Below are 22,378 nucleotides of genomic sequence, written 5' to 3' on the forward strand. Positions count from 1 at the left end.
CGCGTCTGCTCGCGAGGGGAACTCACCCCAGCCTGCGAGGGGAACTCAGCCCAGGTACTCCGACTCCAGCACCAGGTCGGCCATCATCGACTGATACTCCAAATGCGTCTGATGTTCCGTGGTGTTCCACGTCTTGCCCTGCTGTTCCCGCATGTACGCGCGGTACTTCGGCGCTCCCGGTATCCGCACGTTGTCGGCCACAGCGATCGAGCCCGGATGCAGCCAACCCCGATCCAGGATGCTGTGCAGGTCAGCCAGATAAGCCTCTTTGTCGTGATCGAGGAACAGGAAATCCAATACGCCAGAAGCGAATCCATGATCTGCAGCCAGCACATCAAGAGTGCGCCCACCGTCACCGATCGTGCCGACCACACACGTCACCCGATCGGCCACGCCGGCGTGCGCCCAGACCCGGCGGGCGTTCGCGGCATTGGCTTCGGCGAGCTCGACCGAATACACCCTTGCCTCGGGAGCAGCCCGCGCGATGCGCAGCGCGCCGTAACCCACATAGGTGCCCAACTCCAGGGCCACCGCCGGGTTCGCGCGCCGCACCGCCGCGTCCAGCAACGCCCCTTTCTCGTCCCCGACGTTCATCAACATCGACTTCTCGTAGGCGAACTTGTCGATGGCGGCCAGCACGTCGTCGATGTCACCCGCGCGGGATTTGTTCAGCGCGTAGTCGACTGCCGCCGCCTCGCGCCCGTCGCCGATCTGACCGGTCTTGGTGATATTGCGCACCCCGGTGGCCATCCGCCAGACCGACCAGCGCAGTAGGGGAATTCGCCGCTTGAGATCCATAGCGACACCCTAAGCCGAGGAATCCCGGTCTTGCTGGGTGAACGCACAGGCAGGCACCCGACGCGACGACGTGAAACCCGCGGACCGGGATCTCCGATCATGGCCGAAGTAGCAGTTAGACTTCCTGCGATGTCCAAGCAGACGCCCGTCACCACCAGTCACGCACGGGCATGACCGACCACCCCGCCAGCGGCCAGGAGCTCGGCCTCACCGGCCGGCCGCCGCGGGCGATTCCCGAACCTCAGCCGCTTTCCTCGCACGGCCCGGCGAAGGTCGTCGCCATGTGCAACCAGAAGGGCGGCGTCGGCAAGACCACCTCGACGATCAACCTGGGTGCCGCGTTGGCCGAGTACGGGCGACGGGTGCTGCTGGTGGACATGGACCCGCAGGGCGCGCTGTCCGCCGGTCTGGGTGTGCCGCACTGGGAGCTGGACAAGACCGTCTACAACCTGCTGGTCGAGCCGCGGACGTCGATCGACAACGTGCTGATCAATACCCGGGTCAAGAACCTCGATCTGGTGCCCAGCAACATCGACCTGTCCGCGGCGGAGATTCAGCTGGTCAACGAGGTGGGGCGCGAGCAGACGCTGGCGCGGGCGTTGTACCCCGTCCTGGACCGATACGACTACGTGCTGATCGACTGCCAGCCGTCGCTGGGGCTGCTGACGGTCAACGGGCTGGCGTGCTCGGAGGGCGTGGTGATCCCGACCGAGTGCGAGTTCTTCTCGCTGCGCGGGTTGGCGCTGCTCACCGACACCGTGGACAAGGTGCGCGACAGGCTCAACCCGAAGCTGGACATCAGCGGGATCCTGATCACCCGATACGACCCGCGAACCGTGAACTCCCGCGAGGTGATGGCCCGCGTCGTGGAGCGGTTCGGTGATCTAGTGTTCGACACCGTGATCACCCGCACCGTGCGCTTCCCGGAGACCAGTGTCGCCGGCGAACCCATCACCACGTGGGCTCCGCGGTCCGGCGGCGCCGTCGCGTATCGGGCGTTGGCGCGCGAGTTCATCGACCGATTCGGCGTGTGAACGCCGCACCCGAGAGCGGTTTTCAGGTCCGGCTGACCAATTTCGAGGGGCCGTTCGACCTGCTGTTGCAGCTCATCTTCGCGCACCGGCTCGACGTCACCGAGGTGGCTCTGCACCAGGTCACCGACGATTTCATCGCCTACACCAAGGCGATCGGATCCCGGCTCGACCTCGAGGAGACCACCGCGTTCCTGGTGGTGGCCGCGACTTTGCTGGATTTGAAGGCCGCCCGGCTGCTGCCCACCGGACAGGTCGACGACGAGGAAGACCTGGCTTTGTTGGAAGTGCGCGACCTGCTGTTCGCGCGGCTGCTGCAGTACCGCGCGTTCAAGCACGTCGCCGAGATGTTCGCCGAGCTGGAAGCTACCGCGCTGCGCAGCTATCCGCGGTCGGTGTCGCTGGAGGAGCGCTTCGAGGGTCTGCTGCCGGAGGTGATGCTGGGCGTGGACGCCGCCCGGTTTGCCGAGATCGCGGCGATCGCGTTCACCCCCCGGCCGGTTCCGACGGTGGCCACCGGGCACTTGCATGTGCAGACGGTGTCGGTGCCCGAACAGGCCCGCCACATCCTGGCGCTGCTGGAAGGGCGGGGCAGCGGGCAGTGGGCGTCGTTCTCCGAACTGGTCGCCGATTGCACGGTGCCGGTCGAGATCGTCGGGCGCTTCCTGGCGCTGCTCGAACTGTATCGGTCCCGGGCGGTAGCATTCGACCAGTCCGAGCCCCTTGGCGTGCTCCAGGTTTCGTGGACCGGGGAGCGACCGAGCAGCGAATCCTTATTAGAAGTGCGAGACCATGACTGACCAGCCGCCCGATCTGGACGCTGGCATCCCCGATATCGCGCAGGCCGCGGAGCTGGATCCCGACGAACTCGGTCGGGTGCTGGAGGCGCTGCTGCTGGTGGTGGACACTCCGGCTACCGCCGAGGCGCTGGCTTCGGCTACCGAGCAACCGGTTTACCGGGTCGCCACGAAATTGGGGCAGATGGCCGACGAGCTGGCCGCCCGTGACAGCGGCATTGACCTGCGGAATACCAGCGAGGGATGGCGACTCTACACCCGGGCACGGTTCGCGCCCTACGTCGAGAAGTTGTTGCTCGACGGTGCGCGGACCAAACTGACCCGGGCCGCGCTGGAGACGCTGGCGGTGGTGGCCTACCGCCAGCCGGTGACCCGCGCACGGGTCAGCGCGGTGCGTGGTGTCAATGTGGACGCCGTGATGCGCACGTTGCTGGCCCGCGGGTTGATCACCGAGGTCGGCAACGACGAGGACAGCGGCGCGGTCACATTCGCCACCACCGAATTGTTCCTGGAGCGTTTGGGTTTGACGTCCCTGACAGAGTTGCCGGACATCGCGCCGCTGCTGCCCGACGTCGACACCATCGACGACCTCACCGAATCCCTGGACAGCGAGCCACGTTTCATCAAACTCGGTGGCAGCCAGGCGCCCGATCCGGCGTTGACCTTCGACGTGGACCACGACTGATGGTCGAATTCGACGAACCACAGGGGACCCGCTTGCAGAAAGTGTTGTCCCAGGCCGGAATTGCGTCACGGCGGACAGCGGAAAAGATGATTCTCGACGGCCGCGTCGAGGTGGACGGGCAGGTGGTGACCGAACTGGGCACGCGGGTCGACCCGGACGCATCGGTGATCCGCGTCGACGGGGCGCGGGTGGTGCTCGACGAAACGTTGGTGTATCTGGCGCTGAACAAGCCGCGCGGAATGCACTCGACGATGTCCGACGACCGCGGCCGTCCCTGCATCGGCGACCTGATCGAACGGAAAGTCCGGGGCAACAAGAACTTGTTCCACGTGGGGCGTCTGGACGCGGACACCGAAGGACTGATCCTGCTGACCAACGACGGCGAACTGGCGCACCGGTTGATGCACCCCTCGCACGAGGTGCCCAAGACCTACCTCGCGACGGTGACGGGCGCGGTGCCCCGCGGCCTGGGCAAACAGCTGCGCGCCGGCGTCGAGCTGGACGACGGGCCGGTGCGCGTCGACGATTTCGCGGTCGTCGACTCGATACCCGGCAAGACGTTGGTACGAGTGACGCTGCACGAAGGCCGCAACCGGATCGTGCGCCGACTGCTGGCCTCGGTCGGGTTTCCGGTGGAGGCGTTGGTGCGCACCGACATCGGCGCGGTGACGCTGGGTAAGCAGCGTCCGGGTTCGGTGCGGGCGTTGCGGCACGACGAGATCGGGAATCTGTACAAGGCGGTCGGCTTGTGAGCGGGGTCGTGGCGATCGACGGGCCGGCGGGGACGGGAAAGTCTTCGGTGGCAAGGGGATTGGCGCGCGAACTGGATGCGCGCTTCCTCGACACCGGTGCGATGTACCGGATAGTGACCTTGGCCGTATTGCGTGCGAGTATCGATCCTTCCGACGCTGAGGCAGTCGCCGAATGTGCCGCGGGGGTGCAGTTGTCGGTGGGATACGACCCGTCCGCCAACAGTTTTGAGCTTGCCGGAGAGGATGTTTCGGTGCAGATTCGCGGTGACGACGTCACCCGCGCGGTGTCCGCGGTGTCGGCGGTGCCTGCTGTGCGGACCCGGTTGGTCGAGTTGCAACGGCAGATGTCGGAAGGTCCGGAGACCATCGTGGTGGAGGGACGCGACATCGGCACGGTGGTGTTTCCCGATGCGGCGGTCAAGATCTTTCTGACCGCTTCTGCCGAGACACGCGCCGAGCGCCGCAACGCCCAGAACGTCAAGGCGGGTCTGGCCGACGACTTTCCGGCCGTGCTGGCCGACGTGCAGCGCCGGGACCATCTGGACTCCACGCGGGCGGTCTCGCCGCTGCGCGCGGCTTCGGATGCGATCGTCGTCGACACCAGTGACATGACCGAAGCGCAGGTGATCGACCACCTGCGGGAACTGGTCATCCAGCGAAGTGGGGCACGGCGGTGACCGAGGACGGTACCTGGGCGGACGAAAGTGACTGGGAAGTCGACGATTTCGGTCTGTCCGAGTTGGACGAGGCCGGGCCGGCACCCGTCGTGGCGGTAGTGGGTCGTCCCAACGTCGGCAAGTCGACACTGGTCAACCGGATCATCGGCCGGCGCGAAGCGGTCGTTCAGGACGTGCCCGGCGTCACCCGGGACCGGGTGTCCTACGACGCGTTGTGGACCGGACGGCGGTTCGTGGTGCAGGACACCGGGGGATGGGAACCCGACGCCAAAGGCCTGCAGCAGCTGGTCGCCGAACAGGCGTCGGTGGCGATGCGTACCGCCGACGCAGTGATCCTGGTGGTCGACGCCACGGTCGGCGCCACCTCCGCCGACGAAGCCGCCGCCCGCATCCTGGTTCGCTCGGGCAAACCAATCTTCCTGGCGGCCAACAAGGTTGACAGCGATCGAGGCGAATCAGACGCTGCCGAGCTGTGGTCGCTGGGGCTCGGTGAACCCCATGCGATCAGCGCGATGCATGGCCGCGGGGTGGCCGACCTGCTCGACGCTGTACTAGCCGCGCTGCCCGAGGTGTCCGAAGTGGAAGCGGGCACCGGCGGTCCGCGACGGGTCGCGCTGGTGGGCAAACCGAATGTCGGCAAGAGTTCCCTGCTCAACAAGCTGGCCGGTGATCAACGCTCGGTGGTGCACGACGTCGCGGGCACCACCGTCGACCCAGTGGACTCGCTGATCGAACTCGGCGGCAAAATCTGGAAATTCGTCGACACCGCCGGATTGCGCCGCAAGGTCGGACAGGCCAGCGGACACGAGTTCTACGCCTCGGTGCGCACCCACGGGGCCATCGACGCCGCCGAAGTCGTGATCGTGCTGATCGACGCGTCGCAGCCGCTGACCGAACAGGATCTGCGGGTGTTGTCGATGGTGATCGAGGCCGGCCGGGCGCTGGTGCTCGCCTACAACAAGTGGGACCTGGTCGACGAGGACCGGCGGGATCTACTTGACCGCGAAATCGACCGCGAGCTGGTGCAGGTGCGCTGGGCGCAGCGGGTCAATATTTCCGCCAAGACCGGCCGCGCGGTGCAAAAGCTGGTGCCGGCCATGGAGACCGCGCTCGCGTCCTGGGACACCAGAATTGCTACCGGCCCGCTGAACAGCTGGATCAAAGAAGTCGTTGCGGCCACGCCGCCGCCGGTGCGCGGCGGCAAGCAACCGCGCATACTGTTCGCCACCCAAGCCACCGCACGGCCACCCACGTTCGTACTTTTCACGTCGGGCTTCCTGGAGGCCGGCTACCGGCGGTTCCTGGAGCGCCGGCTGCGTGAGACGTTCGGGTTCGAGGGCAGCCCGATCCGGATCAATGTGCGGGTGCGCGAGAAGCGCGGCGGGAAGCGCCGGTAAAGCTGAGACAGGTCGTCGGCGGCGAATTAGGCTGCGGTCTACCGACTTGTGTGAGGATGCCCGATTAGCTACGTGACCACCGTGCCGCAGACGTTGGCGGCCGCCGCCACCGACCTGGCGGAGATCGGGCCGGTGGTCGAACGCGCCGCGGGTCGTACCACGGGTCTGGTGGCGGCCGCACTCGACGAAGTGTCGGAAGCCATCGCCGCGTTCTTCGGCGTACATGGCCAGCAAGGTCAGGCCGTCCTGCGGCAGGCGGCCGTCTTCCAGGAGGAATTCGCCCGGGCGTTGTCAGCGGCGGGGAGGGCCTATGTAGAGGCCGAACTGGGCAACGCGGCCGCGGCGGCCACCGACGTCACGCTGGTGATGGGCGGCAGCGGCAACCCGATACCGTCGTTCAGCTACCTGAATGACGTTGTGACCAAATACATCACGCCGCACTTTCCGGCCTTTACCGTGCCCAACGCGCAGGTGTTGTTCACTCCCGAGGCGTTCTATCCGCTCACCGGCGTCAGGGATCTGATCCCCAACGTGTCGGTGGCAGAAGGCGTAAGAATCCTGGACGGAGCGATCCAACAGCAGCTTGCTGCGGGCAATAGTGTTGCGGTGCTGGGGTTTTCGCAGAGCTCGATTATCTCGTCGCTGGAGATGATGGCGCTCAATCCCAGCGGCACGCCGAGTCCGCTGCCGATCGTATTCACGCTGCTGGGCAATCCGATGAATCCCAATGGTGGTCTGCTGGCCCGTTTTCCTGGCCTGTCCATGCCCAGTTTGGGTTTCACGTTTTACGGGGCGACACCGTCCAACAGCTTCACTACGAACATCTACACGATCGAATACGACGGATTCGCCGACTTCCCGCAGTATCCGATCAACCTGCTTGCCGACCTCAACGCGCTAGCCGGCATCTACTACGTGCACGGCACCTACGCCGATCTCACACCCGCGCAGATCGCGACGGCGATCCCGTTGACCGACACCGTCGGGCCTACCACGACCGACTACTACATGATCCCCAATCCGCGGCTGCCCCTGCTGGAGCCGCTGCGCGCAGTGCCGGTCGTGGGTCCTGCGCTGACGAGCTTGATCGAGCCGGACGTCCGGGTGCTGGTCAACCTGGGCTACGGCAGTCCGCATCAGGGTTGGTCGACGGGACCTCCGAACGTGCACACCCCGTTCGGGCTGTTCCCGCCGCTTGATCCGGTCGAGGTAACCGGCGCCCTGGTGGCCGGCGCCCAGCAGGGAGTCAGCGACTTCGCGCGGGAGGTCGGCGTCACCGCGTCGAGCCTGACACCGGCCAATTTCGTCGCCACGCTGGAAGCGCTTCCGCAGCCGTCGCTCGGTGTGGTGGAGCGAATTCTGGCCGCACCGGCCGATGCCGTCAACACCGTCGCCAGCGCCATTTCCACCGGGTATTCGGTGCTGCTGCCCACGGCCGACTTCGCGACGGCGGCGCTGCTCTCCTTACCGGCATATAACGTCGGTTTATTCGCCGACGGGATCACGCAAGCCCTGACCGGCGATCCCGTCGGCCTGATCAACGCGATCGGCAACCCGATCGCTGCTGACGTGGGGTTGTTCTCGATCGCGGCCGGATTCGAAGCTCTGGTGCTGATTTCTGCGGCGCAGTCCATCATTGGCGACCTCAGCAGTCTCTGACCTTGCGATTCCGCATCGCCGTCATCATCGTCGCGCATGACGTGTGGTCCCTGGGTGGTCCCAGCGCGACCCCCGCTGCCTAAGGGAATCATCTCTAGCTGATATCAGTTAAAGCTGATAATGTGCCATGGTGCGGAAATGGGAGGGATACGAGTGCTCTTCGCCTTCGACATCCAATCTCGGGCGATCATGCTGGTCGCCGGAGACAAGGCAGGAAATTGGACGAAGTGGTACGCGACGAACATCCCCACCGCCGATCGACTGTTCACCGAACACCAACAGAAGTTGATAAAGGAGGCTGAAGCGGCCAAAGCCGCCAAGCCGAAGACAAGAAAGGGGAAGAAACGATGACCTCGCTTGATGATCTTCGACGTCGCCGTCCGGGAAACCGTGCCCGCATCGACGCAATCAAGGATGAGATGGATCGCGAGGTTGCCCAGTACTGTCTGCGCGAGCTGCGCGAAGACGCCGGCTACACCCAGACCTCCCTGGCGGCAGCAATCGGTGTCGGACAGAACCGCGTTTCTCAAATGGAGCACGGCAATCTGGGCACCAGCCGGGTCGACACACTCCGCAAGTACGTTGAGGCGACCGGCGGTGAGCTAGAAGTTGCGGTGAAGCGCCCAGACGGGTCTCGCGTCTTGCTGAGCCTCTGATATCGCCGGCCGGGCGGGGTCTGTGGCAACACTGCAAAGCGCATTCATGAAGCTAGATAGCGACCGGCGTCGGGCCCGACGGGCACGGTCTGACTTCCTGCAAGGGTCGCACTGACGGCTCTACTGCCAGGTGATCAATCACGACCTGCTCATCCAGGACATCGCCGCACTCAACAACGCTGCTGCGCAACCTCGACTCTGGTCGGGCTGACAGGATTTGAACCTGCGACCACTTGACCCCCAGTCAAGTGCGCTACCAAACTGCGCCACAGCCCGCTAGCCTGCCTCGGCACGTCGACAGACGAGAGTGAACGATACCTCAGTGTTGGGTCTCGTCTCTTCGGGGCCATGGCGGTTGAGGCGCGATGACCGCTGCCGGCATGCGGATGCTGGAATGGTGCAATGAGCCAGGACAGTGCTCCTCGATCGGGCCGCCCTCGTGACGCCTCGATCGACGACCGGGTCCTGGCCGTTGTCCGCGAGATGTTGGTCGAAAGCGGCTGGCAGGGCATCTCGCTGCGGCTGGTGGCGCTGCGAGCCGGTGTCGGTCGGGCCAGTCTGAGCCGGAGGTGGCCGTCGAAGGTGGCGTTGGTGTTGGACGCGATCCTGGGCGTCACACCCGACCTTGCGCCGTTCGAGGGCACCGATGTCGGCGGCTGGATCGACTACGTGGTGCGGGGTAGCCATGATTTGTTCAGTCGCTCCGACGTCGCCGCGGCGGTGCCGTGGTTGCTGCTGGCGCTGCGCGACGACGAAGAGCTGCGACGCGCGCTGTGGGCGAACTTCAGCGGTCCGGCGGTTGAGCTGTTCGTCGAGGATGTGCACGCCGCCGAACCCGCCGAACGGGAACGTGCGGAACTCGACGCCCGCGCTGTGCTGACGATGGCGGCGGGTGCGGCGCTTTTCGTGACCACGGTGGCGGCCGGCGACGATTCGGCCGCGCTGCGCCGCCGGATTGCGCAGCTACTGATCGCCGGTGTCGAAGCCGCGCCGCCGGAACGCCTCGATGATTGACTCACGCGGCGAGCGCCAGCTGAGGCCGAGATCGGCGAGCGTTTTCGAGTCGTCGGTCGGTGTGGCCGCGGTCAGCAGCAGCGCGGCCTCGTAACTGAGGCCGTCCCCGAGCGGAATCACACCTCCGATCAGGTCCGCGAACCGGCCGGCCCCCCGAAAGGCTCGCGGCGAGACCGGAACTCGCCGGATGCGGGATCCGCGGGCCTCCTCCAACGCGTCGATGATTTCGTCGAACGTCAGCAGCTCGCCCCCGCAGATGTAACGGTGGGGCCCGCGGCCGGGACGCATCAGCCGGGCGTGCACCTCGGCGATGTCACGCACGTCGACCATCTGCATGCCGCCGCGCAGGCGCGGTGCCACCCCGGCGCGAATGATCGGTTCCCAGCCGCGTTCGGTGACCCCGGCGGCGGTGAAGAACGCCGGTCCCACCACGCTGGAGGGGTAGGTGACGACGACCGGTGCGCCGTCGCTCTGCAACTGCCGCGCGGCGCGCTCGGCGTGGGCTTTCGTGCGGGCATAGGGGCTGCGCCCGGGCGCGGTCGGCGTGTCGGGACCGATTACCTGTCCCGGCGGCGGCGGGAACAGGGCGCTGTAGCTGCTGACCAGGACCACGGGGTCGAGCTCGAGGGCGACGGCCCGATTCAGGATGGTTTCGCTGGCGTAGGCGTTGACGGCCCACATCAACTCCTCGCGCCGCTTGTCGGTACCGACGACCCCGGCCGCGTGGATCACCGCCTCCACGCCGTCGAGCAGCTGGTCTACCGTGATGCGTTCGCGGATGTCCCCGGGTATGACCGTCAGCTCTCCCAACGCCCGCAAATGCCCGATCACCGGGGCGCCGGCTTCGGCGATGGTCACCAGAAGCCGAACGGTGTGGCCGGCTTGCAGCAACGCCCGTACGGTATGGGCGCCCAGGTAACCGGTTCCGCCCGTCACCGCGACATGCATGTTGACCTCCTGGTACCCGCCGTGCATGCTATTTTGATGCCAACGGCATCGAAAATAGCGCATGGCGCGCCCTTCACCCCAGCCAGGCTGGGCCCGCTGACGTTGAAGAACCGATTCATCAAGGCCGCCACGTTCGAGGGTGTCATGCCGCGCGGTCAAGTCAGCGACGAGCTCATCGAGTTCCATGCCGAGGTCGCTCGCGGGGGAGCGGCGATGACCACTGTCGCCTACTGTGCGATCTCACCCGGCGGCCGGGTACACCGCGACACCATCGTGCTGAACCAGGAAACAGTGCCGCAGTTGCGGCGGCTCACCGACGCGGTGCACGCCGAGGGTGCGCTGGTCTGCGCACAGATCGGCCACGCGGGCTTGGTTGCCAACATGCGCTCCAATCGCACCCCTTCCCTGGCGCCGACCACCCGCCTGAGCGCGCCTGCGATGGGAGTGGTGAAGGGCGCCACCAGACAGCAACTCGCCGCTGTCGTCGACGAGTTCGGTACCGCGGCGCGCAACGCCGTCGACGCCGGTTTCGACGCGGTCGAGATCCATATGGGCCACGGCTATCTGTTGTCGTCGTTCTTCAGCCCGAACCTCAACAAGCGCACTGACGAGTTCGGCGGCGACGTGCACCGGCGCGCCGAGTTGGCGCGCCGGGTCGCCGAGCGGGTACGCGCGGTGACCGGCGATTCGGTAGCCGTGACAGCGAAGTTCAACATGGACGACGGTGTGCCGCACGGGTTCTGGTTGACCGACAGTCTGCCTACCGCCGCGCTGCTGCAGGCTGACGGGCATCTCGACGCGCTGCAGCTGACCGGGGGAAGCTCCCTGCTCAACCCGATGTACTACTTTCGCGGCGACGTGCCCATGGCGGATTTCATCGCCGTACAGCCCGCCGCGGTCGGGTTGGGCCTGCGCGTCATCGGCCGCCGATTGTTCCGCAAGTATCCCTTCGAAGAGGCCTACTTCCTGCCGCTGGCACGTCAATTCCGCCGAGCGCTGGACATTCCGTTGATCCTGCTCGGCGGCATCAACGCGCTGGCCACTGTCGAATCCGCCCTCGACGAGGGCTTCGAGTTCGTCGCGATGGGGCGGGCGCTGCTGCGCGACCCGGGTCTGATCAACAGTCTGCAGAGCGGTCGGGCCGTCCAGGGATCCTGTGTGCACTGCATGAAATGCATGCCGACGGTTTATACGGGCACCCGTTGCGTGGTGCGCGAGACCGAGACCGTACTCGCCTGAGGTCCGCGAGATGGGAACTTATGCGGTCTCGGGCTCCGCATCAGGGATGGGCCATGCGGCCGCACAACTGCTGCGCGAGCGCGGTCACACGGTCATCGGCATCGATATCCGAAACGCCGATGTCGTAGCCGACCTTTCGACGTCCGAGGGCCGCAGAGACGCCGCCCGGGCGGTGTTGACCGCAGCCAACGGCACCCTCGACGGCGCGGTGCTGGCCGCCGGCCTCGGCCCGACGCCCGGCAGGCTGCGCGAGATTGCCGAAGTGAACTTCTGTGGCGTCGTGGACCTGCTCACCGAGTGGCGAGCGGCGCTGGCCAGCGGCTCACCCGCCAAAGTGGTTGTGATCGGCAGCAATTCGACCACCACCACGCCAGCGGTGCCGCGCCGAACCGTGCGGTCAATATTGGCCCGCGACACTGAGAAGGCCGTGCGTTCGGTGCGGTGGCTCGGCAAGGGTGCTCCGACGATGGTTTACGCCGCGTCGAAGACGGCGCTCACCCAATGGGTTCGACAGCAGGCGGTGCGACCGGAATGGGCCGGAGCCGGCATCAGGCTCAACGTGCTGGCACCCGGGGCCATCCTGACCCCGCTATTGCAAGAGCAGCTCGCGGCGCCGCAACAGGCCAAAGCGGTACAAGCGTTCCCCGTCCCGGTGGGCGGGTTCGGTGATCCCGCCCAACTCGCCGAATGGGCATGTTTCATGCTGTCGGATGCGGCCGATTTCCTGTGTGGGAGTGTGATTTTCGTCGACGGCGGATCTGATGCCTATTTCCGCGCGGGTGACTGGCCGAGGTGCGTGCCGGTTTCCCGGCTGGTGCCGTATCTGGTGCGGTTCGCGCGGTGGGGACGACTGCGGTAGCTTCGCCCATCCGCGTCTGTCACCCGGACGGGTCGTGCTAACGCAGATAGACCAGCGCGTTGTTGCCACCCTGGCATACCGTCCCGGCGGCGGTACACGTCATCGAGTACGAGCGGCCGGTGATCGGGCTGTACACGTCGAACGGATTCGAGCCGTTGCCATGCGCGTGATACGTCTCGGCGGTGTTCATGGCGAATTCGCACGAGGTGTCCGAGTTGCCGGCGAAAACCGAAGCCCCGCGGCTCGACTTGCCACAGTAGGTGTCCGCTACGGCCGCGGGCGGAGCGCTGACCGAAACCAGGGCGGCGACGGCGAACGACACGGCAGGAACCCCGAGAATTCGCATCATCATCAGAAACCCTTTCGGCGCGGACTGTATCAACCCTGAACCGATCTGAGTCCGAACGCAATACGGTTGCGCGCCATTGCTCGGGCGCGCTTCCCATGATGCAGCCGAGCGCCCAACGGTGTTAGATCAAGGCTGTGAGTGCGGAAAACAACCGGCCGCAAACGCTTTCCGATCAGTTGGCCACCATGCCGCACTACCACGTCGTCACGCTGCGTGACCAGAGTTACCTGGATTACAGCGACGGCCTGACCGAAGCCGGAGCGTTCGCGTACGCGGCCGATGTGATCTCTCCGACCATCTCCCAGCGTGAGCCAGGCCTGGAGGGGGTGTGGATCGTGTCCATCGACCCGCAATCCTGCCGCCTCGCCCACGGGGACGATTCCGACAGACAGTCCGAGGAGGCTCTGGAATTCCTGGTGCGGGTCATCCAGGGTGAACCCTCTTGGTCGGTGTTTGACTGACGTCGATCTAGTCAAATCCTCGACCGGACGAACCCGTAGGCCAAGCGACCGGCGAAGGGAAGTGATCATGGCCGATGCCGACGCCGCTGCGATCCGCGCAGAGCGCACTGACTGGATGCAGCATCACCTCGCGACATACCTCGATTCCGGTGGCGCACAAGGCCATATCCTCGATCTCAGTGCCCTCGGCGGCCGTGAGATGACGACCAACTGCTTGATCAGGTACACCGGCCGCAAGTCGGGCAGGACCTTCGTCAAGCCGCTGATCTACGGCAACGTCGGCGGTGAGATCGTGGTTGTCGGGTCCAAGGGTGGGGCGGACAAACACCCGGAGTGGTACCTCAACGTCGTCGCCAGCGAAACCATCGGTGTGCAGATCGCGACCCAGGCGTTCGAGGCGACGTGGCGCGAGCCCGAGGCGATCGAACGTCACGACGTGTGGGACTACATGTGCCACCTCTACCCGCCGTACGTGTCCTATCAGCGATCGACGAGCCGGCACATCCCGCTGGTCATGCTGAAGACGGTGCGATCGATCGACGTCTTCCAGGTGCCAACGGGTTAGAGCGGGCTCACGTTCACCGGGATATTGCCTTGCCGGGGCAATCCGGTGATCGGGTCGTACTCGACGTCAGTCGGCACCAGGCGCCCGACATTGCTTCCGCGACAACGGAACTCGGCGTCCTCGTCGGTGAGTCCGCCAAAAGCGTGATGCATGGCGATGACGTCCGGTCGTAAGGTCTGGTCGGCTTCGAGCACAGCTGGGATGTGGTCGTGCGGCGACGTGATCGTCACCGCGGCGCCCGCTTGCAGGCCCAGGGCGGCGATGCTTTCGGGATGCATGTAGGCCGGGTTGTAGGGCTTGCCGCGGTTCAGTGTGGACAGGTTGGTGCCGGAGGAGTTCATGAAGTTGCCGTGCCGGCGCGGAATCAGCCGAAACGGGAATGCCGCGTCGCTGCGAGCCGACCGGAAGTCCTCGGCCAGCGTCGCAGCCAACTCGCCGAGCATGTAGTCGTTGCCGACGTCCAGACGCGCCAGGCAGTCGGGATCCCGTTCGGCGACCACCGCGTCCACGTCGAAGATCTTGCCGTGCGGGTGGCTCTTCACCTCGTCGAGCGGGACGCGTGCCGTCGCGCACATCTCGGCGAACAATTCCTCGGTGGTCAACCCGGTGTTGCCGTCCATCGTCAGCACGATCGGCGGTGACTCCATGTAGCGGCCGCCGCCCCCGCCGAAGAAGTTGACGAAGAACAGCGTGAGGTCCATACGCTTGGCGAGCCCCAGAAAGAATTGCCATTCCTCGACCAGATCCGATCCTGCCGGAGGATCGACCAGCCGCGGCGCATACTGCGCGTAGGCGGCGGGAATCCCGGTGCCACTCGCGAAGTACTTGATCAGCTCGCTGCCCTGCGTCATGGCCGGGGTTTCCATCTGCATCTTGGGTGCGATGACGTAGTGCGCCAGCCGCGAGGTGAGCGACATCTCGGTGTCCAGCGTGATCAGCAACTCCAGACTCTCCATCGCGCGCTGGGTTTTGCGCTGGTCGGGCCACGCCGCCATCGGGTTGCCGCCGACGCAGATCAAAGCTCTCACCTGCCCATCGCCGGGCATCAGGATCTCGTCGGCCAGAGCCGCCGTGGGCATGCCGCACACCGCGTCGGTCAGTCCGCGCACCCGCAGTTGCTCGCCGTAGCCCCAACCCTGGTACGGCGGCAGCGCCTGCGCCTTGGCGGTGTAGGCGGGCATCAACGTGTTTGGGCGCGTCACGGGTTGGCCGGCGCGTTGCCATCGTCCGCAGATGGTGGTGAGGCACAGCGCGAGATATTCGAGCAGGTTGCCGTGCAGTCCGAAGTTGGCACCGGTACCGCAGTTCACCATGCCGCGGCGGGATCCGTAGCTGGCGAACAGGTGCGCGGCGTCGATCAGTTGCTGGGCGGGGACGTCGGCGCGCTCGGCCACGTATTCGGGAGTAAACCCCGCGACGGCCGCGGCCAACTTGTCGAAGCCGTCGACATGTTCAGCCAAGAACTCTGTGTCACAGAGGTTTTCGGCGATGATTCGATTGATGATGGCGGCCAGGATGGGGACATCCTCACCGGGTCGCGGCTGGATGTGGATCGCCGCGCGGGCAGCGGTCTGCGAGCGGCGCGGGTCGATGACGATCAGCTTCATACCGCGGCCGACGGCTTCCTTGATCCGCTGGGCCGGATTCTGGCCCGGGATGCCGATCGACTTGGACACGACCGGATTGGTCCCGACCAGCATCCAGCTGTCGGCTTCGTTGAAGTTGACGTCACCGCCGAGCCAGTGACCGTGCGCGGACAGCGCGATCTGTTTGCCCGGTTGGTCGATTGTGTTGGCGGTGAAGAACATCGGCGACTCGATGCCGCGCATGAAGGCGTTCGCCATCAACGGACTCGCCGGGTAGGGCAAGCCGTTGGTTCCGAGATACATGGCCACCGAGCGCGGTCCATGTTCGTCGATGAGCTGCTGCAGGCGCGCGGCGATCTCGTCCATCGCGTGCTCGCTGTCGATAGCGGCATAGGTCCCGTCGGACCGTCGTTTCTGGCTGTGCAACAGGCGCGCGGGATTGTTGTGGATCTCCGGCAGCGCCCGGCCCTTGGCGCAGGTGTAGCCCTTGAACATCGGGTTGTCGGGATCCCCGGTGACCTTGGACAGTTTGCCGTCGGTGACGGTGACCAACACTCCGCAATGAGCCGAGCAGATGCGGCAGATACCTGGCGATGTCGTCGTGGACTCCGTGATGCTGAGCACCCGCTCAGCGTAGGTCGGTTGACGGACATAGTCGACCGCTTTGACCCAACTTGATATTCTTTCGCTTCCACAAGCGGGTTTCCCAAGTGGGGAGATGAAATGGGCTTCGGGCAAGCGATTTCGACCGGGTTCGCCAAATATTTCGATTTCAGTGATCGAGCCCGCCGCTCCGAATTCTGGTATTGGACGCTTTTCACCGTCATTCTCGGCCTGCTCAGCCTGGTCATCGACGCGCAGCTCGAGACCCAGTTCGTCAACTTGCTGATCCAACTCGTCACGTTCATACCCAGCCTGGCCGTGACCGTTCGGCGCCTACACGATATCGACAACTCCGGCTGGTGGGTGCTGATCAGCTTCGTGCCGCTGGTCGGCTTCGTCATACTCGTCATCTGGGGCGCCACCAAGGGCACGGACGGGCCTAACCGATTCGGCCCGGATCCATTAGCCGAAAACGAATTCCCGAATCACGAATTCAACGCGCCGGCATAGCTCAGCGTGCCGCCTGCATTGATCCGCGAGCACGGCGGCGCTAGTTTGACCAAATGTTAGGTCATAAGACCGAAACCGATCAGCCAGGCACACCGGACCCCGCGACCACCAAACGTCCGCTGTGGGCGGTGGGAGCGATCGGGGTTGTGCTCCTAGGGCTGATCATCCACAACGCCCGGTATGGCGCCGTCTCCCCGCGGATCCGCAATCCCCAGGACACGGGCGGTCCGCACCCGCTGTCGGATCCGTTGTTCGGTTACAACCACTGGATCGTGACCATCGAGATCTTCAGTTACCTGGCGTTGGTCACCATTGTGGCTCTCGTCGCCGTCCTGTGGCGCCGGCACCCGAAACACCCTTACCTGTTGATGACGATTGCAGTCACCACCTTGGCGTGGCAGGACGCGCCGATGAACTGGGTAACCTTTGCCGTCTACAACCCCGACCTGTGGCACTGGCCCGAGGACTGGCCGCTGGTCTCGCTGTCTCCGACCGTCGAACCGCTCTTCATCTCGGCCATCGCAATGTTCGTGGTGCCACCGTTTTTCCCGGCGATCTGGGCGTTGCGACGACTGCAGGCGCGCGGTCCGCAGGATTCCTTCGTCTCGCGGCATCCGCTGCTCAGTCTGTCGGGATTGGTGTTCGCCTTCGGGTTCGTCTACGACTTCGCGATGGAACTGCTGTGCGTCCGCATTGGGCTATACACGTTCAGCCAGGTCATACCGTTCGGATCGATCTTCCTCGGCACCCGCTGGCAGTTCCCGCTGCTCTGGCAGTCGTCGCTGATCAATATCTTGATGATCCCGGCTGCGCTGATGATCTATCGCGACGACACCGGACGCAGCGTCGCCGAAAAGCTGGCGCAGCGCGCCAAGGTCTTCCCGTCCCGGCCCGCGCTGGGTTCCTTCGTGGTGATGCTCGTCGGGGTCAATCTTGCGTTCATGACCTACGGACTGGTCTACACCGCGGTCACCCGTTGGTCGGGAGCGGCGACGTCAGTGGTGTGCCCATGGCCGTGGCCGAGTACGAATATCTATGACCCCCAGGGAATTTACGAGCGAAACGGCGTTCCCGGACCTTACTCGGAGGGCATCTGGTCTCGGTGGGAGAGCGCTCAGCCCGGCGGACGCCCGGTGCTGCCGGCCCGCGTCACCGGCGGCGGTTGCACACCAGCGAGCCACTAGACGCACCGAACGGTAGCGGTTCCATTCGAACCGTCGTGCTGGTTGATCGGCGATACAGTGGCGTATGCAGCCGAAAAGGGGGGCCCTTTGCAGGTGCTGACCAGCAGAGAATGCGTCGTCGTCGACTCGATCGCCGAGGCGTTCTTCCCGGCGCGCGGACCCATCGGGGTGAGCGGTGGCGCGGCGGGCGCGGTCACCTACGTCGACACGATGTTGGCCCGGCTCCCATTACCCAAACGCGCCCAGTTGCGTGCATTGCTGCTGGTATTCGAAGTCGGCACCGCCATCACGGCCCGCGGAACCGTGTTCTCCGCCGCGCCACTGGACGAGCGCATCGCGCGACTACAGGGCTGGGAAGGCGCACGCCGTTACCCGCGGCGCGCGTTATTCTCCGCGCTGCGTTGGCTTTTCACGCTCGCATACCTGGCCGACCCGGCGGTGCAGCAACGGATCGGCCTACCGCCGTCCGCGACTCGTCCACCGGTCCCAGTGCGGCGGCCCGGCCGGCCTACCCGGTTGCGTAGCGGCCCGCGGGTCAAGCGACTCGAGCGTCTCTTCAACACCGATCAGCTCATCACCGGCATCGAGATCCCTGAATGGTTCGAGCTGTTGGCCGGTGCGCGGTTTCGGGTCAGCGCGCGCTATCTGCACCGGGTCGCCTGGATCACCGGATGGAGCGGGGTAGCCACCGCAGTCGGCACGGTCGAGCGCCGCCGCTACGACCGGCGCATCGCTTCGACACCGATCGACCCGCCCCCGATCTTCATCCTCGGGCACTGGCGCAGCGGCACCACGCACCTGCACAACCTGCTGGGCCGCGACCCCGAGAACACTTATCCCACCGTCTATCAGGTGGTGTTCCCGACCGCGTTCATCACCACGGGCAGCACGATCCCGCCGCTGACCGCCGGAATGCTCGCCGAAACCCGCGGCTACGACAATGTCGCGCAAGGCTGGAACGAAGCCGCCGAGGACGAGATCGCACTGGCCAAATTGACCGGGCTGTCGCCCTACCTGGCGTTCATGCTGCCCGACCTGCTGCCCCGCTACGAACGGTATTTCGACTTCCTGCAGGCCCGCGAAAGCGAACGCGACGAGTGGAAGGCGGCGCTGCGCTGGTTCGTCGGCAAGATCCGGCTGCACTCCGGTGGGCGGCGCCCGGTCATCAAGAGCTGCGCCCACATGGCCCGGGTCCGGATGCTGCTCGACGTCTTCCCGGACGCGAAATTCGTTCACATACACCGTGATCCGTTCACCGTCGCCGCTTCTACCATCCACATGCGCAAGCAGACCGATTGGGAGAATTTCCTGCAGGTGCCCGAGGTGTCCTTCGTGGAGAACCTGCCGACGCAGGTGGTCGTCGTCGGGCAACTGTTGTTCGAGCGCTTCTTCGAAGATCGCGCGCTGATCCCACCCGAGAACTACATCGAGGTGGCCTACCCAGACCTGTGCGCGCATCCGCGCGAGGTACTCGACGGCATCTACCGGCACCTCGACATCCCGCAGGGCGATCGTTACGACGCCACGATCGGCGGCTATCTGAACGGCCTCAAGGGGTACCGCACCAATCGGCTCAGCGTCGACGACGAACTCGCCGACCTGGTGCGCGAGCACTGGAAGTTCGTCTTCGACGAGTACGGCTACTCACTGGATCATCGGTCATGACGTTCCACGAGTTCGTCGAGGAGCACCTGCATTCCAGCACGCACCTGTCGCGGCGTCACGTCCACCCCAAGCTGCTGTACATGTTCGAATTGGCTGGAATGGATGCGGTTTTCACGCGTGCCGAAGGTGCCTATCTGTGGACCGAGGACAACCGCCGATACCTCGACCTGCTCAGCGGTGGGGGAGTGCACTTCATCGGCCGCAACCACCCCAAGGTCCGTTCGGCGTTGCGCGACGTCCTGGACATGGACCTGCCCAACCTGTCGGTGGCCAACGCCTCGGTGCTCGGCGGCCTGCTGGCCGAGCGGCTGATCGCGCTGGCCGGCCCACAATTCCAGAAGGTGGTGTTCGCCAACTCCGGCACCGAGGCCACCGAGATCTGCGTCCGGTTCACCCGACAGGCCACCGGGCGTCGTCGTTATCTGTACCTGGACGGGGCATTTCACGGACGCACCTACGCCGCGATCTCGATGTGCGGTTTCGACGAGATGAAGGTCACCGCCGACCCGCTGATGCCGACCTGCACACCGGTGCCGCGCAACGACATCGACGCCTTGCGCCGCGAACTGTCCTACGGGGATGTCGCGGCGTTCGTCGTCGAGCCTGTTCAGGGGATGACGTGCGAAGTGGTGTCGGCCGAATATCTGCAAGAGGCGCAACGGCTTTGCGCGCAACACGGTACGGCGTTGGTCATCGACGAGGTGCAGACCGGACTCGGACGGCTCGGTACCTGGTTCGGCTGCCACGGCGCCGGGGTTCAACCGGACATGCTGACCGTCAGCAAAGCGCTGTCTGGTGGCCAGGCGCCGGTCAGTGCGGTGCTGCTGACCCAGGACATCTACGACCGCGTCTACGCCGCCTTCAAATCCGGCCCGATCTACCTGTCGACGTTCGCCGAGAACAACCTGGCGATGGCCGCCGGCCTGGCCACCCTCGACGTGCTCGAAGAACTCGACGCGCCGACCCGCGCCCAGGCCCTGTCGGACAAATTCCGCAGGGGCCTACAGGATCTGGCCGCCCGGTACGACGTGATCGACCGCGTCACCGGGCAGGGTCTGATCATCGGCGTGGTGTTCAAGACATCGGCCAACCTCGCACTGCGCATGCAGCAGACCTTGATGGGCATCGGCGATCCGGGCGCATTCGCCGCCGCGGTGCACATCGACCTGCACCGGCGCGGAATCCTGGTCCAGATACCGGGATTCAACCTCAACATGATCAAACTGCTGCCGCCGGTCACCCTCGAAGACGACGAAGTGGCCTGGTTCCTGAGCGCGTTCGAAGAAGTGCTCTCCGCGTACCGCCGGCCCACATCCGGCCCGGTGGTCGGAATGGCCGGCGGTGTAGCTCGGCATGTGCTCAACGAAGCGAAGACAAAGTTCGATGCACGCCGTCCCGTCCCGGACACAGCCAAACGCGCACGCGTGCAGGAATATTCAGACTACAACCGTGCGCTGGCGCTCGACTGCGATGTCTGCGTGGTCGGTTCCGGGCCGGCGGGCACTGTGCTCGCGCATCGACTCGCCGACGAAGGACTCGACGTCGTCGTGCTGGAAGCCGGCGCGGCCATGCGTCAGCGCGACCGGGGCGTCGAGGCCGGGGAGACCTTCGCCCGCTGGTTCTGGGACGGCGGGATGCGCACTACGCGGGGCAACGTGGTGATACCCACCCTGCAGGCCCGGTGTCTGGGTGGCGGGTCGGTGATCAACTCGGGCATCTGTATGAGGGCCCCGGACTTCGTGTTTCAGAGGTGGGCGGGCGAGCACGGCGTCGACGGGATCACACCGGAAGAAATGGCGCGTCACTACGACGCCGTGGAGGGGTTCCTCGGAGTGCGTCCGGTGCAACCGCAGGTGCAGGGCCGGCGCAACGATCTGTTCCGTGCCGGAGCCGAAGCGCTCGGCTATCAGGTCGAACCGTTGCGGCGCAACGAGCACGATTGTCGCGGCTCCGGGCAGTGCATCACCGGATGCCCGTCAGGGGCCAAGCAGTCGATGGACCGGCGCGGGATACCCGAACTGCTGCGGGCCGGTGGTCGCGTCTACACCTGCGTACAGGTGGATCGCCTGCTGCGACAGGGCAATCGAGTGCATGGTCTGCGCGGTGCGGTCGTCCACCCGATCACCGGCCGGCGCACCCATCGGGTGCGCGTGAACGCCCGATGCACGGTGCTGGCCGCCGGTGCGTTGGCGTCCCCGCAGATCCTGCAGCGCAGCGGTCACGACGCGGACCCGGTGGGGCGCAACGTGCGGATGCATCCCGGTGTGATCGTGATGGGCGCGTTCGACGAGGAGGTCGCACCGTGGACCGGCGCGACCCAGGGTTACCACGTCACCGGATTCCTCGAGGAGGGCATCAAACTCGAGTCGATCTGGGCCACTCCGTCGGTGCTGGGCATGCTGCACCCGGGCACCGGCGAGGAGTTCGTGCGCTCACTGGCCGACTACGAACACGTCGCCACCTGGACGGTGTGGGTGAGCGGCCAGGACTCGGTCGGACGGGTGCGGGCCCGGCCGGGCGGCGCGACCAGCCTGCGCTATGACGTCGGTGCCGGTGACGTGCGCCGCATCCAGGAAGGCGCGGCGCGACTGGCCGAGATGTTCCAAACCGCGGGTGCGCGCACCGTCGTACCCGGCATCCACGGCCTCGAACCCCGCTACGGCGCAGCCGAAGCCGCAGCCGCGATCCGGTCGGCGCGCCTGTCGCCCAACGACTTTCGCCTGGTGGCCAACCACGTGTTCGGGACCACCCCGATGGGTGCGGACCCGCGACGGTACGTCACGGACTCCTGGGGCGCGGTGCACGGACTCGACGGCATCTACGTGTGCGACACCGGTTTGTTCCCGTCCAGCCCGATGGCCAACCCAATGCTCACCGCGATGGCGCTGGCCGACCGCCAGGCCGAGACGCTGGCCGAGCGGTACCGCTAATGCATCGAGAGGT

22 protein-coding genes and 1 tRNA gene are annotated in these 22,378 nt (G+C 65.7%); 18 read left to right on the plus strand and 5 right to left on the minus strand.

The features are described 5' to 3' along the window. Positions 1-45: 45 nt before the first annotated feature. A complete protein-coding gene (locus AC5Y46_RS13275) occupies positions 46-798 on the minus strand; it encodes an O-methyltransferase (protein ID WP_499942756.1) in 753 nt (250 codons plus the stop codon). A gap of 170 nt (positions 799-968) precedes the next feature. On the opposite strand from AC5Y46_RS13275, the gene AC5Y46_RS13280 reads away from it, so the two are divergent. The 9 genes from AC5Y46_RS13280 (at position 969) to AC5Y46_RS13320 (ending at position 8,452) form a co-directional block, all read left to right on the plus strand. After that, positions 969-1,832, plus strand: a complete 864-nt coding sequence (locus AC5Y46_RS13280) for a ParA family protein (protein ID WP_499942754.1) — start codon at positions 969-971, stop codon at positions 1,830-1,832. Further along, on the plus strand, positions 1,829-2,629 hold the full coding sequence (locus AC5Y46_RS13285) for a segregation/condensation protein A (RefSeq protein WP_499942751.1): 801 nt from the start codon (positions 1,829-1,831) through the stop codon (positions 2,627-2,629). Before AC5Y46_RS13280 ends, AC5Y46_RS13285 begins: the two co-directional genes overlap by 4 nt. After that, entirely contained in the window at positions 2,622-3,311 is a 690-nt protein-coding gene (gene scpB, locus AC5Y46_RS13290; protein ID WP_499942746.1) for an SMC-Scp complex subunit ScpB, read from the plus strand. Before AC5Y46_RS13285 ends, scpB begins: the two co-directional genes overlap by 8 nt. Continuing rightward, positions 3,311-4,063 carry a pseudouridine synthase gene (locus AC5Y46_RS13295; RefSeq protein ID WP_499942742.1) on the plus strand — a complete coding sequence of 251 codons (753 nt, stop codon included), beginning with the start codon at positions 3,311-3,313 and terminating at the stop codon, positions 4,061-4,063. Before scpB ends, AC5Y46_RS13295 begins: the two co-directional genes overlap by 1 nt. Continuing rightward, on the plus strand, positions 4,060-4,740 hold the full coding sequence (gene cmk, locus AC5Y46_RS13300) for a (d)CMP kinase (protein WP_499942739.1): 681 nt from the start codon (positions 4,060-4,062) through the stop codon (positions 4,738-4,740). The genes AC5Y46_RS13295 and cmk overlap by 4 nt, the downstream gene beginning before the upstream one ends. Then, positions 4,737-6,137 carry a ribosome biogenesis GTPase Der gene (der, locus tag AC5Y46_RS13305; protein WP_499942737.1) on the plus strand — a complete coding sequence of 467 codons (1,401 nt, stop codon included), beginning with the start codon at positions 4,737-4,739 and terminating at the stop codon, positions 6,135-6,137. The genes cmk and der overlap by 4 nt, the downstream gene beginning before the upstream one ends. Before the next feature lie 63 nt (positions 6,138-6,200). Next, entirely contained in the window at positions 6,201-7,796 is a 1,596-nt protein-coding gene (locus AC5Y46_RS13310; protein ID WP_499942888.1) for a PE family protein, read from the plus strand. A 153-nt stretch (positions 7,797-7,949) separates the two neighbouring features. Continuing rightward, positions 7,950-8,147, plus strand: a complete 198-nt coding sequence (locus tag AC5Y46_RS13315) for a type II toxin-antitoxin system RelE/ParE family toxin (RefSeq protein ID WP_499942735.1) — start codon at positions 7,950-7,952, stop codon at positions 8,145-8,147. Next, a complete protein-coding gene (locus AC5Y46_RS13320) occupies positions 8,144-8,452 on the plus strand; it encodes a helix-turn-helix domain-containing protein (RefSeq protein WP_499942733.1) in 309 nt (102 codons plus the stop codon). Before AC5Y46_RS13315 ends, AC5Y46_RS13320 begins: the two co-directional genes overlap by 4 nt. 199 nt (positions 8,453-8,651) lie before the next feature. On the opposite strand, the gene AC5Y46_RS13325 is transcribed toward AC5Y46_RS13320, so the two are convergent. Beyond that, positions 8,652-8,728: transfer RNA gene (locus AC5Y46_RS13325), tRNA-Pro, on the minus strand. Positions 8,729-8,854: 126 nt separating this feature from the next. Between AC5Y46_RS13325 and AC5Y46_RS13330 the strand changes: the two genes are divergently transcribed. Beyond that, positions 8,855-9,466: a TetR/AcrR family transcriptional regulator gene (locus AC5Y46_RS13330; protein ID WP_499942730.1), complete on the plus strand. Its 612-nt coding sequence runs from the start codon at positions 8,855-8,857 to the stop codon at positions 9,464-9,466. Here the strand turns inward: AC5Y46_RS13330 and AC5Y46_RS13335 are convergent. Then, positions 9,416-10,414, minus strand: a complete 999-nt coding sequence (locus tag AC5Y46_RS13335; protein ID WP_499942885.1) for an NAD-dependent epimerase/dehydratase family protein — start codon at positions 10,412-10,414, stop codon at positions 9,416-9,418. The two genes, AC5Y46_RS13330 and AC5Y46_RS13335, sit on opposite strands and share 51 nt — an antisense overlap. 36 nt (positions 10,415-10,450) lie before the next feature. Here AC5Y46_RS13335 and AC5Y46_RS13340 point away from each other — a divergent pair, with 36 nt between their 5' ends. Together AC5Y46_RS13340 and AC5Y46_RS13345 are read left to right on the plus strand one after the other, a co-directional pair. Beyond that, a complete protein-coding gene (locus AC5Y46_RS13340; protein WP_499942727.1) occupies positions 10,451-11,653 on the plus strand; it encodes an NADH:flavin oxidoreductase in 1,203 nt (400 codons plus the stop codon). A 10-nt stretch (positions 11,654-11,663) separates the two neighbouring features. Further along, positions 11,664-12,512, plus strand: coding sequence for an SDR family oxidoreductase (locus tag AC5Y46_RS13345; protein WP_499942724.1), 849 nt, complete (start codon positions 11,664-11,666; stop codon positions 12,510-12,512). 37 nt (positions 12,513-12,549) lie between these two features. Here AC5Y46_RS13345 and AC5Y46_RS13350 read toward each other — a convergent pair whose 3' ends face one another. Further along, on the minus strand, positions 12,550-12,861 hold the full coding sequence (locus AC5Y46_RS13350; protein ID WP_499991564.1) for a hypothetical protein: 312 nt from the start codon (positions 12,859-12,861) through the stop codon (positions 12,550-12,552). A gap of 134 nt (positions 12,862-12,995) precedes the next feature. Here AC5Y46_RS13350 and AC5Y46_RS13355 point away from each other — a divergent pair, with 134 nt between their 5' ends. Further along, complete coding sequence (locus AC5Y46_RS13355) at positions 12,996-13,322, plus strand: hypothetical protein (RefSeq protein WP_499942721.1); 327 nt, start codon at positions 12,996-12,998, stop codon at positions 13,320-13,322. A gap of 67 nt (positions 13,323-13,389) precedes the next feature. Then, on the plus strand, positions 13,390-13,887 hold the full coding sequence (locus AC5Y46_RS13360) for a nitroreductase/quinone reductase family protein (RefSeq protein ID WP_499942717.1): 498 nt from the start codon (positions 13,390-13,392) through the stop codon (positions 13,885-13,887). Here AC5Y46_RS13360 and AC5Y46_RS13365 read toward each other — a convergent pair. Continuing rightward, positions 13,884-16,097, minus strand: a complete 2,214-nt coding sequence (locus AC5Y46_RS13365; protein WP_499942714.1) for a molybdopterin-containing oxidoreductase family protein — start codon at positions 16,095-16,097, stop codon at positions 13,884-13,886. The two genes, AC5Y46_RS13360 and AC5Y46_RS13365, sit on opposite strands and share 4 nt — an antisense overlap. A 99-nt stretch (positions 16,098-16,196) precedes the next feature. Here AC5Y46_RS13365 and AC5Y46_RS13370 point away from each other — a divergent pair, with 99 nt between their 5' ends. The 4 genes from AC5Y46_RS13370 to AC5Y46_RS13385 all read left to right on the plus strand — a co-directional run bounded on the left by AC5Y46_RS13370 (position 16,197) and on the right by AC5Y46_RS13385 (position 22,365). Then, on the plus strand, positions 16,197-16,586 hold the full coding sequence (locus AC5Y46_RS13370) for a DUF805 domain-containing protein (RefSeq protein ID WP_499942710.1): 390 nt from the start codon (positions 16,197-16,199) through the stop codon (positions 16,584-16,586). A 53-nt stretch (positions 16,587-16,639) separates the two neighbouring features. Then, a complete protein-coding gene (locus AC5Y46_RS13375; RefSeq protein WP_499991568.1) occupies positions 16,640-17,770 on the plus strand; it encodes a spirocyclase AveC family protein in 1,131 nt (376 codons plus the stop codon). A 93-nt stretch (positions 17,771-17,863) separates the two neighbouring features. Next, positions 17,864-19,435, plus strand: a complete 1,572-nt coding sequence (locus tag AC5Y46_RS13380) for a sulfotransferase (RefSeq protein ID WP_499991570.1) — start codon at positions 17,864-17,866, stop codon at positions 19,433-19,435. Further along, positions 19,432-22,365, plus strand: coding sequence for an aminotransferase class III-fold pyridoxal phosphate-dependent enzyme (locus AC5Y46_RS13385; protein ID WP_499991572.1), 2,934 nt, complete (start codon positions 19,432-19,434; stop codon positions 22,363-22,365). Before AC5Y46_RS13380 ends, AC5Y46_RS13385 begins: the two co-directional genes overlap by 4 nt. Positions 22,366-22,378: the final 13 nt, after the last annotated feature.

The organism is Mycobacterium sp. NGS59 (assembly GCF_059812345.1).